Consider the following 14,546-nt stretch of genomic DNA (forward strand, 5'->3'; position numbering starts at 1 on the left):
AGAGCATTAACCGACTAGAATACGCTTTTGGCTGATTGAAATAGTAGCCACTTTGCTATCCTATTCATCCTTGGGATAGCTTTTTATCTAACAATAAGGGCCATTTCAATCCCCAGTAGAAATATCCTTCTTCCACTATTTTAGAACATATTTTCTCAGATTATAACGTCTATTATCGTATTTGTAATGTTTTTACGAAAATATATGGTAGAAAAAACATGAGTAACGCTATTCAATCGTGGTTGATAGATAGCCATTTTTATTTATTCATTATGCCTTCAAATTCTATATTTAAATATATCGAATTTTTATTCCATAATGGATCCCTAGTCACTATATTACCACGTTTTCCCGCATAAACACTGCCCTCGCTATTTAGATTCTAATCGTAAAATAGAAATACTATAAGTTATTTAAATCAATAATGATTGCTGTGATTATTCAATGTCTTAAATAATATAAAAAGCGTATTGACGCCCCATTAAAATCGGTAGTCAATACGCTCTACAATAAATAGGTATAAGTATCGCGTTAAAAAGCCATATTCTATAAAGTCTATTACGCAACTTTTGCCATAGATGAGGTCTGCAAGATGGCCATAATGACACTACTTGCTTTATTCTCTGTCTCATCTGCTTCTCGATCGGGGTTCGATTCTGCCACGATACCGGCACCCGCTTGTACTTTTGCGATACCATCAGCCACATAAGCCGAACGAATCACAATTGCACTATCGAAATATTCCCCTTCCATCGTAGCTTGAATATAACCAATAGCTCCGCCAAAACTCCCTCGGGCTACTTGTTCATATCGATAGATCTCTTCCATTGCATAACGCTTGGGTGCGCCGGTTAAAGTCCCCATATTCATCACCGCTAAATAGGCATCAATCGGTGAAAGATCATCTCGCAAGCGACCCACAACTTGTGAAACTAAATGCATCACATAACGATAACGATCGACTTTCATTAAAGCTTTAACTGCAATGGTCTCAGGATCAGAAACAAGCGCTAAATCCTCTTCTGCCAGATCCACTAACATCAGGTGTTCTGAACGCTCTTTAGGATCATTAATCAAGGTCTCTTCAGCAAGCTGATCTAGCGCGTCATCAATCTCCCCATTAATCATCCCCCGTAACTTAGTACCGGCAATCGGATAGAGCTCTAATTCTCGACTTTTGGGATCATATTTAAGAGAAGATTCTGGCGAAGCACCAAAAAGCGTAAATTCAGGATCATGAAGATAGAAGAGATAAGGACTTGGATAAGCTGTTTTAAGTGCTCGATAACTACTTAAAGGATCCGGACATGGCACTGTAAAAGTACGGGAGGGTACAATTTGCGCTAATTTCCCCGCGTGAATCTGTTCAATATAAGACTCGACTACAGCTTTAAAAGGTTCTCTATCAGGGATTTGAACACCTTTTTTGGGGTCCATCACACTCCGCATATCCCCATCAGCCTGTGGATAACTCTGTGAATATTGTTGATGATAAGAGTGCGTATAACCCTGAGTAGAACCTCTGGATAAAGAAGCTAGTCCATTTTGATTCGCTTTTCTGTCCGTAGGGACTGCTTGAATCGTATGATCTTCTGTGGATAACTCTGGGGATATTATGGGGAAATCAGTGTGATGACTCATTCTATCGAGGATAGATTGATAATGCTTTAAATGTTGATTAAAAGATTTATAACTCTCAAGGCGCGTCGTAATTTCACTCAAAAAGAGTTCTTCATAGCGACTCTCTTTTGTTTGATGATCTACTGTAATCAAGCCTTCTGCAAGATAGAGAGAAAGATCTCGTTCTCTACCCTCCTCAGGAATGGTGATTTGATAAACATCCCCGACAAGATCATATCCGAGTAATCCCCCAATAAAGGGAGAAAATTCGGGACTTTTAAGCGCTAATAGCGGATCTAAAATAGTCAATACACCTCGTGGGCGAACGGTTGCCTCAAAAGGTAGATCAAATATTGCTTCTTGATCCTGAAAATGAATTAATTCAGCTTTAAAAATTTCTTGAAGATACGCAAGTAAATATTCTCCCAAAGTTGTGATTGCTCGGACAGTAACATGACTTTTTAATGCGCTGATCGTAAGCGCTGATTGGGTAATAATCAAACTTTTAAGAGCTCGTTGATCATCAGTACTAGCAGATTCAAAGAGTAGGTAAGGCGCTTGTGGATTTTGATGCACAAGCTCTGTAAAGAGTGTGCAAGGATCAAAATAGTGATCTGCTGATTTTGTCAGTGATTCTGTAAGCGTGAATATTTGTGAACGATTAAAAGTAGTGTAAGGCATGATTTGATTCCTCTTATTGCGGTTAACTTACTGTTTTATATATGGATATTTTCATCATCCATCATTGATTGAAGGGTTACGGGGATAAACCGAAGACTTCATTCCACAATATGAGTGCATCAAAAAAGCCCGCATATTGCGGGCTTAAAATCTCTAGGTGACTCTTATTTTAACTGACACGCCACCACGTCCCGCGATATTTCATCACAGGCCACCAACGGCGAAGTGTTGTTAAAATAGTTGAGGTCATCTTTAAATTCCTTATAAATGGGGGATTTCTCACTTGAAACTAGTGGTTCCTTTTTTATCGTGACATTCATAATCTCAAGATAAAAAAAGAACCCTGATCGTTTAGAAGTCTTAGGATATAATTTGCATGTTTTTTGGAGGAAGTCAACAAATTCTATTTCTAAGGATCAGGGTCAAGAGCAGAAACTGAGTTTTATCAAGGGATAGCAGTTACAAAAAATCTCGCTACTATCCTAAAAATTAGAGTGATTTAAATAGGGTCGATTATTTTTAATTCCCTATTCAATATTCTATTATTGGGTAGAAGATGAGGATGCTTTTAATGCTGAAAGAATCTCATTCGCTTGCTTTTCGATACTGATTAAGCCATTACCTGAAAGATACCAAAGTGTTGGGTCAAGATAGACCACTTTAATGGCTTTGCCCTCTTTATTCGTTGCTTTACTGACAACATTGCTTTCAAATAGAGATTGATCCATCGGCGTTTGACCAATCGCACCACTACGATCTACTACAAAAATAAGATCGGGTTGAATGTTATTCAAATAAGCTTCATCCACTGCTTGACGCGCAGGGCGAGCATCTTTATCTTGTTCTGTGGGTTGTGCCGCTTCAGGAGCCGCATTCTTCACCCCTAAAAATTGATGAATAAATTTTGCCGTTCCACTTGTGGGCGTTGCCATGTAGTGACCATCATTATGGATCATCACAAGCGCTGTTTCAGGCGATTGCGCAATTTCAGCCCGCACTTGATCTAATTTGCCATTCAATGCATCTAATGACGCTTTTGCTTCTGATTCGGCATCGACTAATTCAGCTAATGCCAAGATATTTGTCGCAACAGATTGGGCATAATTATCTGAATCTACTGTGAAATTAAGCACTTTTCCATATTCGCTTAATTCATCAACACGACCGCCTAAGCGAGGAGAGATCACGATAAACTGCGGTTTTAACTCTGCAAATACCGCTAAATCAGGCGATTTCATTCCACCACTATTTTGAATATCTTTAAGATCTAAATCTGAAAGATAGGTTGGTAAATTCTGTATTGGCAACGCAGAGATACTATCCTCTTTACCTAGCGCTTTAAGGGTATCTACAGCACCAAAATCCATGACAATCCCTTTATCCACAGCCATAGAAGGGGAGATAACAGAGAGTGCTGTCATTAAAGGGAGCATCCAAACACTACGTTTTAACAGAGTTTTCATTTTTGTCCTTTGATTCAGCAATATCATGGGTTGCCGAGTATTTTTATATATTTTATTAATTATTAAAGAATGTCTTCTTCAAAGAGTAAAATGCTTTTAATAAGCCACCCTTAATCAACGAATAGGGTAGATAGGTTTAGCAAGCCTATCTTAGAAATATATCAACGAGATATATTTAAACTTCATAGTTACAGAACACGTCATTAAAGTTTACGTTTTTATTCTCAATTGACTATTTGTCTCTTTTGAGAATGATTCTTATTATTATTGAAAATAATCTGCTTGTCTACTCTTTCTATCAAAAATTTTCATATTTTTTTAATAAATCAATGAGATGATTGATGATTACTATCTTTTCATATTCAAAAATTATTTTAAATTGTTCCAATACTGCCCCCTTTTTTCCCTTTCCCTCTGAGCCTCCCAAGGACTAACCTTATTATTAATGCCTCACCTTCCCTCTCCAATTTCTCTATCGAGGAGCATTAATGATGACTATAAAAGAGTTCCCTTAAGCGAGCCTTAATAGATTTTTTCAAGGTTGTTATCAACATATAGACAGTATTACCCACAAAGTTATCCACAAGCCATATCCTTCAATTAAATGCTTTTCATTCCCTATCCACGGTGCTAGAATATGTCCAATTTAAATGAATGAAAGTGAAATAGGGAGATTTGCAGATGAAACAAACACGTCAAACTCGTTGTTCACAAATCAATCATTCATAAGAGGAATAGCCGACAATAGTCGGTTTTTTTTTGGAAAAATAAAATAAAAGTAGATTGTTATGACAAAACCCATTATTGCCCTCGACTTCCCCAATTATCTCGAAACAAAAGCTTTTCTAGAGATGATGCCTAAAGGGGAAGAACTCTATATCAAAATTGGGATGGAGCTCTTCTATAACGAAGGACCTATGCTAGTTGAAACCCTCAAAGCAAGAGGTTATGAGGTCTTTTTAGATCTCAAACTCTACGATATTCCAAACACCGTAAAAAGTGCTATGATCGGTCTTGCTAAAATGGGCGTTGATATGGTGAATGTCCATGCCGCCGGTGGAAAACGCATGATGGAAGAGGCGTTAGAAGGCTTAGAGATTGGAAGTGGCAATTCAAAACGTCCACGTCTTATTGCCGTTACTCAGCTGACAAGTATGAGTGAAAAAGAGATGCAAGAAGAGCAAAATATTCAGACAAGTCTACTTGAATCTGTGATTCACTACAGCAAGATGACCAATAATTCTGGATTAGATGGGGTTGTCTGCTCAGCGCTAGAAGCAAAGATGGTCAAAGAGAACACGCGCGATAGCTTCCTTTGTGTCACACCGGGGATTCGTCTAGCCTCTGATGCTGCAGATGATCAACGCCGGATTATGACTCCTTTTGAAGCAAAGAAAAATGGTTCAAGCTATATCGTTGTAGGTCGTTCAATCACACAAGCGAAAGATCCGTTAAAAGCATATTACACAGTGAAAGAAGAATGGGAGAGAACAGAATAATGAATACCAATAATACTGCGAATTTACAACATGATGAAACCGTAAAACATAAGGTTGCGGAAGCACTGCTCTCTATCGATGCCGTTTCATTATCGCCTAATGATCCTTTTACTTGGGCATCGGGTCTTAAATCACCCATTTATTGTGATAACCGCCTTATTGTCAGTCATCCTGAAGTGCGGAAATTTATCTCAAAAAATTTGATTAAATTAATCCAAGAGAACTTCCCTGAAGTAGAAGTCATTGCAGGAACCGCAACGGCGGGTATTCCTCATGCTTCCTGGGTGAGTGCGGTCTTAGAAAAACCAATGGTCTATGTTCGTAGCTCACCGAAGAAACATGGCCGTGGGAATATGATCGAAGGAATTATTAAGCCGGGCCAAAAAGTCGTGATCGTAGAAGATCTCATCTCAACCGGTGGCAGCTCTTTAACCTGTGCAGATGCACTCAAAGAAGCCGGTGCTGAAGTGATTGGTGTTGCGGCAATCTTCTCTTACGATTTACCTATTGCAGCAGAAAACTTTGGTAAAGCAGGTTTACATTATGCAACTCTAAGTAATTATCCTGCACTGCTTGAAACAGCGCTTAGTAAAAATATCATTAGCGAAGAGGAACGTGTTGCCCTCACTGAATGGAATAAAGATCCAAGTAGCTGGGGTAAGTAATCACTATGATATTTGCTTATATTGAATGGGGCGTTGAGCTCTTAGTCGATATTCTCAATATTTTTTCAATTCTTGTACTCTTAATCGGAGTGGTGAAAGCGGCTTTTGGCTTTATCAAAAATGAATGTTCTAAAGCTGATCGCTTTGCTATCGCTCATAAAAATAATGGTATTAAGATCTATCTCGGTTCCTATATTCTCTTGAGTTTAGAGATACTCATAGCTTCTGATATTATCGAAACCATTATGAATCCCTCGATTGACGATATGTTAATTTTAGGCGGCATTGTGGTCATTCGTACTGCCATCTCTTTCTTCTTAGGCAAAGAGATTGAAGCCGGCGAGAGAGAGCGATTAGAGAAAGAACCACTTGACCAAGAATTAATTGAGACAAAAGATTGATCTAAGATTAGAACATCAGAGATAACGACAATAAATAGCTACGATATAAGCAAGGATGCTATCAATATCGATCAATCATGAACTATTTATGTTCAACTATTTATGCTCATGATAAAAAACAACAGAGATCTACTTGGGATGTCGCCACACGGCAGTCCTACTCAAATAGATCTCTTTTTTTATCTCTATTTTAAATCTACTCTAAGATCACTCTCTTAGACTTGAATCTTAAAACTGAAAGTTCTCTAACCGACTTTGAGCAACCGCTTCCCATCGCGTTCCTGCTTTACCGTAGTTGGCATAAGGATGGATAGAAATGCCGCCACGAGGAGTAAATTCACCACGCACCTCAAGATAGAGCGGATCCATTAATGTCACTAGATCATTAAGAATAATATTGACACAATCCTCATGGAAAGAGCCATGATTGCGGAAACTAAAGAGATAGAGCTTCAATGATTTACTCTCAACCATCTCAATGGTCGGGACATAAGAGATATAGATTGTGGCAAAATCAGGTTGATTCGTTAACGGGCAGAGTGTTGTAAATTCAGGGCAATGAAAATTCACAAAATATTCTCGTTCAGGATGCGCATTTTTGAAGGTTTCTAAAATCGCCGGCGAATATTCCGTAGGGTAAATCGTTGCTTGATTCCCCAGTAATGTTAAATTTTCTAATTGTGTTTTTTTATCCGTTGTCATAATGGATCCTTAGTTTTTTATTGTGGGAGGGTTACGAACCACTAAATCAGAGGTGATCATACCATTCTTCGGTTATTGATGACAAAAAAGGAGAATATATTCCTGTCAAAAATACAGATCTTTGTTGATCCCTCAAATCAACGATGAAGTTATCTCTAACGTTATCTACAAACTAATTTATTAAATCCAGCTCTAGAGAATTTACCACTGCGATATCAAAGGAATCGTTTTTTTCAATCCCTTTTTTTATGAGCATTGTGAATAAGTTGCTATAATATTTCCCGTTTTAAACGCTTGAAATTTGCACCTCTGCAAATTCTCACATTCTCTTATTGCATATCTCACACTTGTTCAGAAGGATCTCTTATGACACAGCACAATCACGTCCCCACAATTGAGAAAGGGGATCGTAAGACGCTTCTCGCATCTACATTAGGCTACGCTATGGATGGCCTTGATATTATGATTCTCGCTTTTGCCTTGATGCTTATTAAAGCCGAATTTGGCTTAACAGATGCCGAAGGCGGTATGATTCAGACAATCACCCTAATCGGAACCGTTATCGGGGGAATTGTCTTTGGAATGTTGGCCGATAAATATGGTCGTGTGCGTGTTTTTAACTGGACAATTCTACTCTTTTCACTCTTCACAGGATTAGCGGCGATCTCTACAAGTGCCGAGATGTTTACCGTTTTCCGTTTCTTAGCAGGTTTAGGCTTAGGCGGTGAATTTGGCATCGGAATGACATTAGTTGCGGAAACCTGGCCGGCGAATAAACGTTCAAGAGCAACGGCAGTAGTTGCAATCGGCTTTCAAATCGGGATTGTGCTAGCGGCAGTTGTAGGGTTACTCTCTCCTTATATCGGCTGGCATGGCATGTTTATTATTGGGGCATTGCCGGCATTATTAGTGTGGTGGACGCGCCGCAATCTAAGTGAACCTGAAATTTGGTTACAAGTGAAGAGAGAGCATCGCAATAAAATCTCCATTAAACCGCTGTTTAAAGATACGCGCACAACGCTCACAACTTTAGGTCTTATTATCGCGACAAGCGTACAAAACTTCGGATTTCACGGCATTATGGTGTGGATGCCAACGATGCTAGCAAAAGAACATGGTTTTACGCTTTCAGGGACTTTCTATTGGACGCTTATTACAACGCTCGGTATGGTGATCGGTACTCTCACTTTTGGTTCTGCATCCGATAAATTTGGTCGTCGCCCTGTCTATATTCTCTTCCTTTTAGTCAGCGCTGCTTTTGTTTGGATCTATTTCCAACAATCGAATTACTATGTATTAATGTTCTTAGGCGCGATTTTGGGCTTCTTTGTAAATGGCATGATGGGAGGCTATGGAGCCCTTCTCTCTGAGCACTATCCTACCGAAGCCCGTTCTTCCGCTCAAAATATCATCTTTAATATTGGTCGTGGTATTGCTGGCTTTGCACCTGTTATTATCGGCACCCTTGCAATGCAATATAGTATCAGCTATGCATTAGGCTTAATCTCCGGCGTATATCTCTTATCGGCACTGGCCTTTATCTTCTTAATTCCTGAAACAAAAGGTAAAATACTCGATTAAGGCATATTATCACTATAGGCTATTTATATAAGATGAGGTATCGCCACTTATTAGCATAATTATATAAACAAAATATATTTATATTAAATATTAACATAAACTATTTATAAATTAATTGATTAATTCACTTTTACATTGATAATGTTAATATTTATATATTATAATAATAAAATTATAAGCTGCTATAATATAAATAGAACTATAGATCATCTACAACAGAGTAGGAATAGGCAATCAGCTTATTTCTACTCTTTTTTTTATTCTTACAATCTAAGACCTATTAATATTTAATTTTATTAAAATTTATTAAAAATGAAATTTATTCTCTGTAATAATGCCACTGTAGCTTATTTCAGTTTATAATGACTAAGAATTAGAGATTCTTGCTGAGATTCATGCAGAATCTAATGTTCTCTCAAAATGTTACAGCATTTAGCTATCCTACAAAGATGCTCAATCTGAGAGATAAACTTTATTCGAATACTAAATTTAAGAGCACTCACCTCTTAATGACTACTTATCAGGAGTTATTCAATATGCGTAAGATTTCTTCCAAAAAATTACTTCTCTCCTTGATTGTTTCAGCAATGCTATCTCCAGCACTTGCCGCAAATTCCCTCGAAGATTATATCGATCAGACACTCGATCGTTATCAGACAGTTTCTGAAACAAAAATTGCAGCAGATAAGAGTGCAGAACTCTCTATCGAACAATTGCTCACTTCATCTCAAACAGCTCGTCATCAAACACTCAAATCGAATCTCAATACAATCGAGCAAGGTGCTAAAGCACAAAATCCTGATGACCTCTTTCTCCTTGGATATTACTACTATTCAGAAGGGGAAAATGATAATAATCCCGAAACTTTTGCCAAAGCGAAACAATATTTCTTAGATGCAGAAAAACTGGGTTCTAAAGATGCCTCTTACCTTTTAGGTGAACTCTACTATTATGGAGAAGGCGTTGAACAAGATTATCCCAAAGCGGCACAATATTACCAAAAAGCCGCCGATCAAGGTCAAGCAGAAGCCCTCTTTAGTCTTGCATCTCTCTATATGTCCGGTCGGGGTGTAGAAGAGAATCAAAACAAAGCGGTTGAACTCTATGAAGCAGCAGCGAATTTAAATCATCCTGACTCGATTAATGTCCTCGCCTATACTTATGAAAATGGCAATATTGGTGATATCGCTCCTAACCGTGAAAAAGCCCTTGAATGGTATCAAAAAGGGTGTGAACAAGGGAATGCTTCAAGCTGTGAATCACAAGATCAGTTAACCGTTCGCTCTGAAGGTTTTGAAGATCTTTTAGTTCAAATTAAAAAAGAGATGCCAGCGGTGAATAATGCCACCGATGCCTTACCACTTGTCGCAGATATCCTGGCATTAAACACTTTTGAGAGACTCATGCTCTTAAATGATCATGCCTTAACATTAGTTGAAGGTGCAGAAGCACAAGATGCTGATGATACTTATCTCCTCGGGTTACTCTATGAAACGCAAGGGGAGCTGAATAACAGTGAAGCGGATTATCAGAAAGCAAAAGTGATCTTTGAAAAAGCCGCTGAATTAGGATCGAAAGATGCGCTCTATAATCTTGGCGAGCTCTACTATTATGGTAATGGGGTCGAACAAGACTATCAAAAATCACTTGAATACTACTCAAATCCAAGCCTGAGCGATTATCCTGAAGCTCTCTTTAGCCTTGCTGTTCAATATGATTTAGGAGAGGGCGTTGATCAGAGCTATGCTAAATCATTAGAGCTCTATCAACAAGCGGCCTCATTAGGTCATGCCCCCTCAACCTTTAACGTAGGTTATATGTATGAACATGGGGAATATGTCGAACAAGATCTCCGTGAAGCACTCAATTGGTATAAAAAAGCCTGTGATATGCAATATCAAGATGGCTGCTACGCTTATTCTATCGTGCAATCTTACTTCCCATTTGATATCGAAGATGATAATGATGAAGCATTAGCAGAGAATGCCAATGATGAGATCAATATGATGGCTGATAGTAATGCTGACGAAGAGCTTGTTGCTGACAACTTCGATGAAACATTAGTGGATAATAGCGGTGATAATGCAGAAACAGATGCTGAAGTTGCAGAAACACTTGCGGTAGAATCAACAGAATTAGAAACTCAAGATCCTGAGCTGGTATTACTCGAAACACAAGAAGCCGCTGAAGAACTGACACAAAACAATCCATTAACGGTTGATTCATCATCCTCATCAATATCTGCAAACAAGGAAGGTGCTAAAGCAGAAACGCCTGCTCTACAATCTTTCTTTAATGAAATTATGGGCAGTGTGGCACCTGAACCCACTTTAACCCTCGATAGCACTTCTATCTTAGCGGCAGATCCGGCTCAAGCAAAAGCATTCTTGATCGAAGAGATGCCTCAAATCCTTGAAAATATCAAAACAGATACAACAGGCGAAAACCTCTTCTTATCGGGTTATCTCTTCCTCTTAGAAGCTTACGATACTGAAGATGTCGATACGCTCAATCAAGCTATCAAATTATTCGAGATTGCTTCGGAAGCGGGTAACAATGATGCAACTTTCTATCTCGGTAAAATCTACTTTGATACCGCTGAATCAGATTCAGATATGATTAAAGCACGTTATTACTTTGAAAAACTGCGTAATAGTGATCATGCTGAAGCACTCTTCTACTTAGCGAGTATCTATGATCTTGGCCTAGGTGTACCACAAAGTTATGAACAATCCTTTGCGCTTTACCAAAAAGCAGCAGGTTTAGGCTACGCGCCGGCGGCTTATAATGTGGGCTTTATGTATGAAAATGGGGAATCAGTGGATATTGATCTGATTGAAGCCAGCAATTGGTACAATGAAGCTTGTATTTTAGGCGATAGTGATGGTTGTGATAAAGTCTCTGAATTAGCCTCAGCTATTGAAGCTGAAAATCAGAAGATTGATGAAGTCACTCAAAAAATTGAAGGCGGTATCAAAAACCTCTTTAAAGAAATCATCAATAATATTCAAACCGATGAAAAATAAGGGTGCTAATAACCCATTGATATTAAAATTATAGTATTAGATATAGCCTATTAAATACAACAATCAATGAGATTGTATTTATGGAATTAGAGATTCGATAGGCTATATCTAAAAAATAAAAAGGATCGTTTCAGCGCTTATTTTAGGCGGTAGCGATCCTTTTTTATATTCATATTTTGTATATATAGGATTATTTTTATAGGGTGATCGGATTTTTCCATCCCAATGCTATCAACAGAGTTACCCACAAGTTATCTAAGGGGGCTGTAATGATCAGTGTCGTTTTTTGAGTGGGATGAATAATCTCCAATTGATAAGCGTGAAGTAATAATCGATCAACCCCATAATGCTCTGAGAAGAGCCTATTATGCCGTAAATCACCATGTGTTGTATCTCCTACAATAGGATGGGCTATATGATTCATATGCCGGCGTAATTGATGTTTTCGACCGGTTTCTGGTCGTAATTCCACTAATGAATAACGAGAAGTGGGATACTTCCCTGTGGATAACGGCAGCTCAACTGAGTCAATACCTCGGTAAAAAGAGCGCGCTTCCTGTGCCTCTTTTATTCCCTCATAACGATCGGCTATTTTATCTTTCATCACAGTTAAGGGCTCATTAATTTCCCCTGAATCAGTGAGATAACCTCGAACGATAGCTAAATATCGTTTTGTCACGCTATTCTCTTGCCACGATTGAGATAAAATACGCGCACTCTCTTCAGTAAAAGCAAAAAGAAGCACACCGGAAGTCGGTCGATCTAAACGATGAATAGGGTAGAGATAACGCCCAACCTGATTCCGCAGATGTTGAAGAACGATATCAGTGACTTTAGGGTCTAACAGAGATCGATGAACAAACCAGCCTGCAGGTTTATTGACCGCTATGATCTCCTCATCTTGATAGAGAATCTCTAATGTTTGAGTTGTAATTGGGTCAGGTGTAATGGGTTGAGATGCAGTCTCTGCAGATTGTGCAGCGATATCATTCTCACTATTGGCAGCTATAGAGGTCATTAAATTCGTCATTAAAAGTAGAGGCTATTGAAAATCATTATCGAGATTGTGATGAATAGAGTTGTCGAGTATAGACAATATCTTCCTCTAAACCTTTACCACTTTCTCGGCGATCTTGCCCAAGCGTAATGAGAAAATATTGTTGAGGCGTAATCTCATAATAATAAGGAATACCCCAAGGATCGATTAACAATTCAGGCTGAATATAAGGCCCTTGCCATAAGGCTGAACCTGAATCTTCTACTAAAATTTTTAAGCCCTCTTCATTCGTTGGATAACGGGCAAAATCTTCACGAAAAATCGACAACGCGCCCTCGATAGAACGGATATTTTGATGAACGGTGGTAATCTTCGATTCATCATTAATCCCTAACACATTTTGCGAAAACATTGCGATTAAAATGGCAATAATCACCGAAATAATCATCAACTCAACAAGGGACAGCCCTTGCTTATAGAAGGTTTTAAAAGAGTGTGTCAGCATCATACCTTTATCCACAACTATTGTGTCACTGCGCTAAAGCATTCGAAATAGGTCGGGAAAGTCTTATCCACACATTGCGGATCTAAAATGGTTAAAGGTACTTTACAAGAGAGTAATGAGAAACACATCGCAATCCGGTGATCATCATAAGTCTCGACTTCAACATTCTCATTAAGCTTATCCTGTGGATAAATTACCAAGAAATCATCCCCCTCTTCCACTTGAACCCCAAATTTCATCAATTCAGTGGCCATTGCACTGATTCGGTCAGTTTCTTTCACGCGCCAACTACCAATATTGCGTAAAATCGTCTTAGAATCGGCAAAAACGGCCAATACAGCCAAAGTCATCGCTGCATCAGGAATATGATTACAATCGAGATCAATGCCTCTTAAAACGCCATTTTGAGGGGGTCCAACGATTACTTCATTCGCACGCCACTCCACAGTCGCATTCATCATCTCAAGCGCTTCAATAAAGCGGATATCCCCTTGAATCGAATCTGTTCCCACACCTTTTACAGTGAGAGGCCCACAGAGCGCGCCTAAGCCAAGATAATAAGAAGCGCTAGATGCATCACTCTCGACAAAGAAAACGCCGGGTGAGCGATATTTGGCATCTTCTGGAATGAAAAATCGTTGATAGTTATCGTGTTGAATCTCTACACCAAATTGCTCAAGTAGAATAAGCGTAATCGCCACATAGGGTTTTGAGATGAGTTCCCCCACAATCTCAATCTCAATTGCTTGATTTAATTGCGGTAAGGTTAGAAGTAGCGCCGTAAGATATTGACTTGAAACATCCCCTTTCAACGTAATATGCTTAGATTGCAACTTGCCGGGATGAATCTGTAATGGAGGATAGCCTGCATTTTCAAGATAATCCACCTGAAAGCCTAAACCATCAAGCGCATCCACAAGATCTTTAATCGGGCGCTCATGCATCCGCGGCACACCGGTTAATCGATATTCCCCACCATTAAGCGCAAGAGCTGCAGTCAAAGAACGAAAGGCAGTTCCGGCATTGCCTAAGAATAATTGAGCAGCTTTATTCGGAAAACCTTGAGGACAACCTTTCACCAAGAAAGAGCGCGTTTTCGGATCCACAACAGTGACTTCGACACCTAATTCTAATAACGCTTCTAACATTCGATCGGTATCATCGCTTTTCAGCAAATTATGAATCACCGTCTCCCCTTCACTCATCGCCGCTAATAGTAAAATCCGATTAGAAATACTCTTAGAGCCTGGAATCATTACTTCACCAGAGGCTTTTGTAATATGGGGTAAAAAGTGTTTCGCCGTCATTTGTTGATCATCCTGTTCATTCTTATATCAATCATTATTGCTAATGTTACTAACCTTTGGAATATCAATCACTTTATCTGCGTGAAGATTGATTCCTAT

At 38.9% G+C, this 14,546-nt stretch carries 11 protein-coding genes and 1 riboswitch; of the genes, 5 read left to right on the top strand and 6 right to left on the bottom strand.

The window, feature by feature from the left end; all coding sequences use genetic code 11:
• Positions 1–558: 558 nt before the first annotated feature.
• Both DC083_RS09280 and DC083_RS09285 read right to left on the bottom strand, forming a co-directional pair.
• Positions 559–2,301, bottom strand: coding sequence for a chorismate-binding protein (locus tag DC083_RS09280; protein ID WP_109189922.1), 1,743 nt, complete (start codon positions 2,299–2,301; stop codon positions 559–561).
• 542 nt (positions 2,302–2,843) lie between these two features.
• Entirely contained in the window at positions 2,844–3,764 is a 921-nt protein-coding gene (locus DC083_RS09285; RefSeq protein WP_157954923.1) for an ABC transporter substrate-binding protein, read from the bottom strand.
• Positions 3,765–4,552: 788 nt separating this feature from the next.
• Here DC083_RS09285 and pyrF point away from each other — a divergent pair.
• The 3 genes from pyrF to DC083_RS09300 are packed head-to-tail and all read left to right on the top strand — an operon-like array spanning position 4,553 to position 6,329.
• On the top strand, positions 4,553–5,263 hold the full coding sequence (gene pyrF / locus DC083_RS09290) for an orotidine-5'-phosphate decarboxylase (protein ID WP_109189924.1): 711 nt from the start codon (positions 4,553–4,555) through the stop codon (positions 5,261–5,263).
• Positions 5,263–5,928: an orotate phosphoribosyltransferase gene (pyrE, locus tag DC083_RS09295; protein WP_109189925.1), complete on the top strand. Its 666-nt coding sequence runs from the start codon at positions 5,263–5,265 to the stop codon at positions 5,926–5,928. The genes pyrF and pyrE overlap by 1 nt, the downstream gene beginning before the upstream one ends.
• Before the next feature lie 5 nt (positions 5,929–5,933).
• Complete coding sequence (locus DC083_RS09300; RefSeq protein WP_109189926.1) at positions 5,934–6,329, top strand: DUF1622 domain-containing protein; 396 nt, start codon at positions 5,934–5,936, stop codon at positions 6,327–6,329.
• Between the two features lie 228 nt (positions 6,330–6,557).
• On the opposite strand, the gene queF is transcribed toward DC083_RS09300, so the two are convergent.
• On the bottom strand, positions 6,558–7,031 hold the full coding sequence (gene queF / locus DC083_RS09305; RefSeq protein ID WP_109189927.1) for a preQ(1) synthase: 474 nt from the start codon (positions 7,029–7,031) through the stop codon (positions 6,558–6,560).
• Positions 7,032–7,034: 3 nt separating this feature from the next.
• Positions 7,035–7,079: riboswitch (PreQ1 riboswitch) on the bottom strand.
• A 318-nt stretch (positions 7,080–7,397) separates the two neighbouring features.
• Here queF and DC083_RS09310 point away from each other — a divergent pair.
• Together DC083_RS09310 and DC083_RS09315 are read left to right on the top strand one after the other, a co-directional pair.
• A complete protein-coding gene (locus tag DC083_RS09310) occupies positions 7,398–8,612 on the top strand; it encodes an MFS transporter (RefSeq protein WP_026879578.1) in 1,215 nt (404 codons plus the stop codon).
• Positions 8,613–9,148: 536 nt separating this feature from the next.
• Positions 9,149–11,638, top strand: a complete 2,490-nt coding sequence (locus DC083_RS09315) for a tetratricopeptide repeat protein (protein WP_189364607.1) — start codon at positions 9,149–9,151, stop codon at positions 11,636–11,638.
• A 196-nt stretch (positions 11,639–11,834) separates the two neighbouring features.
• Here DC083_RS09315 and truC read toward each other — a convergent pair whose 3' ends face one another.
• The 3 genes from truC to aroA are packed head-to-tail and all read right to left on the bottom strand — an operon-like array spanning position 11,835 to position 14,447.
• The gene (gene truC / locus DC083_RS09320; protein ID WP_109189929.1) at positions 11,835–12,656 is read right to left on the bottom strand and encodes a tRNA pseudouridine(65) synthase TruC; all 822 of its coding nucleotides are present in this window, start codon (positions 12,654–12,656) and stop codon (positions 11,835–11,837) included.
• A gap of 37 nt (positions 12,657–12,693) precedes the next feature.
• Positions 12,694–13,143 (bottom strand): type II secretion system major pseudopilin GspG, encoded by a 450-nt coding sequence (gspG, locus tag DC083_RS09325; RefSeq protein WP_109189930.1) that lies wholly within the window; start codon positions 13,141–13,143, stop codon positions 12,694–12,696.
• A gap of 14 nt (positions 13,144–13,157) precedes the next feature.
• Entirely contained in the window at positions 13,158–14,447 is a 1,290-nt protein-coding gene (gene aroA / locus DC083_RS09330; protein ID WP_109189931.1) for a 3-phosphoshikimate 1-carboxyvinyltransferase, read from the bottom strand.
• Between the last annotated feature and the right edge of the window lie 99 nt (positions 14,448–14,546).

The sequence above is a fragment of the Ignatzschineria ureiclastica genome, assembly GCF_003121845.1.
Taxonomy (GTDB): Bacteria; Pseudomonadota; Gammaproteobacteria; order Cardiobacteriales; family Wohlfahrtiimonadaceae; genus Ignatzschineria; species Ignatzschineria ureiclastica.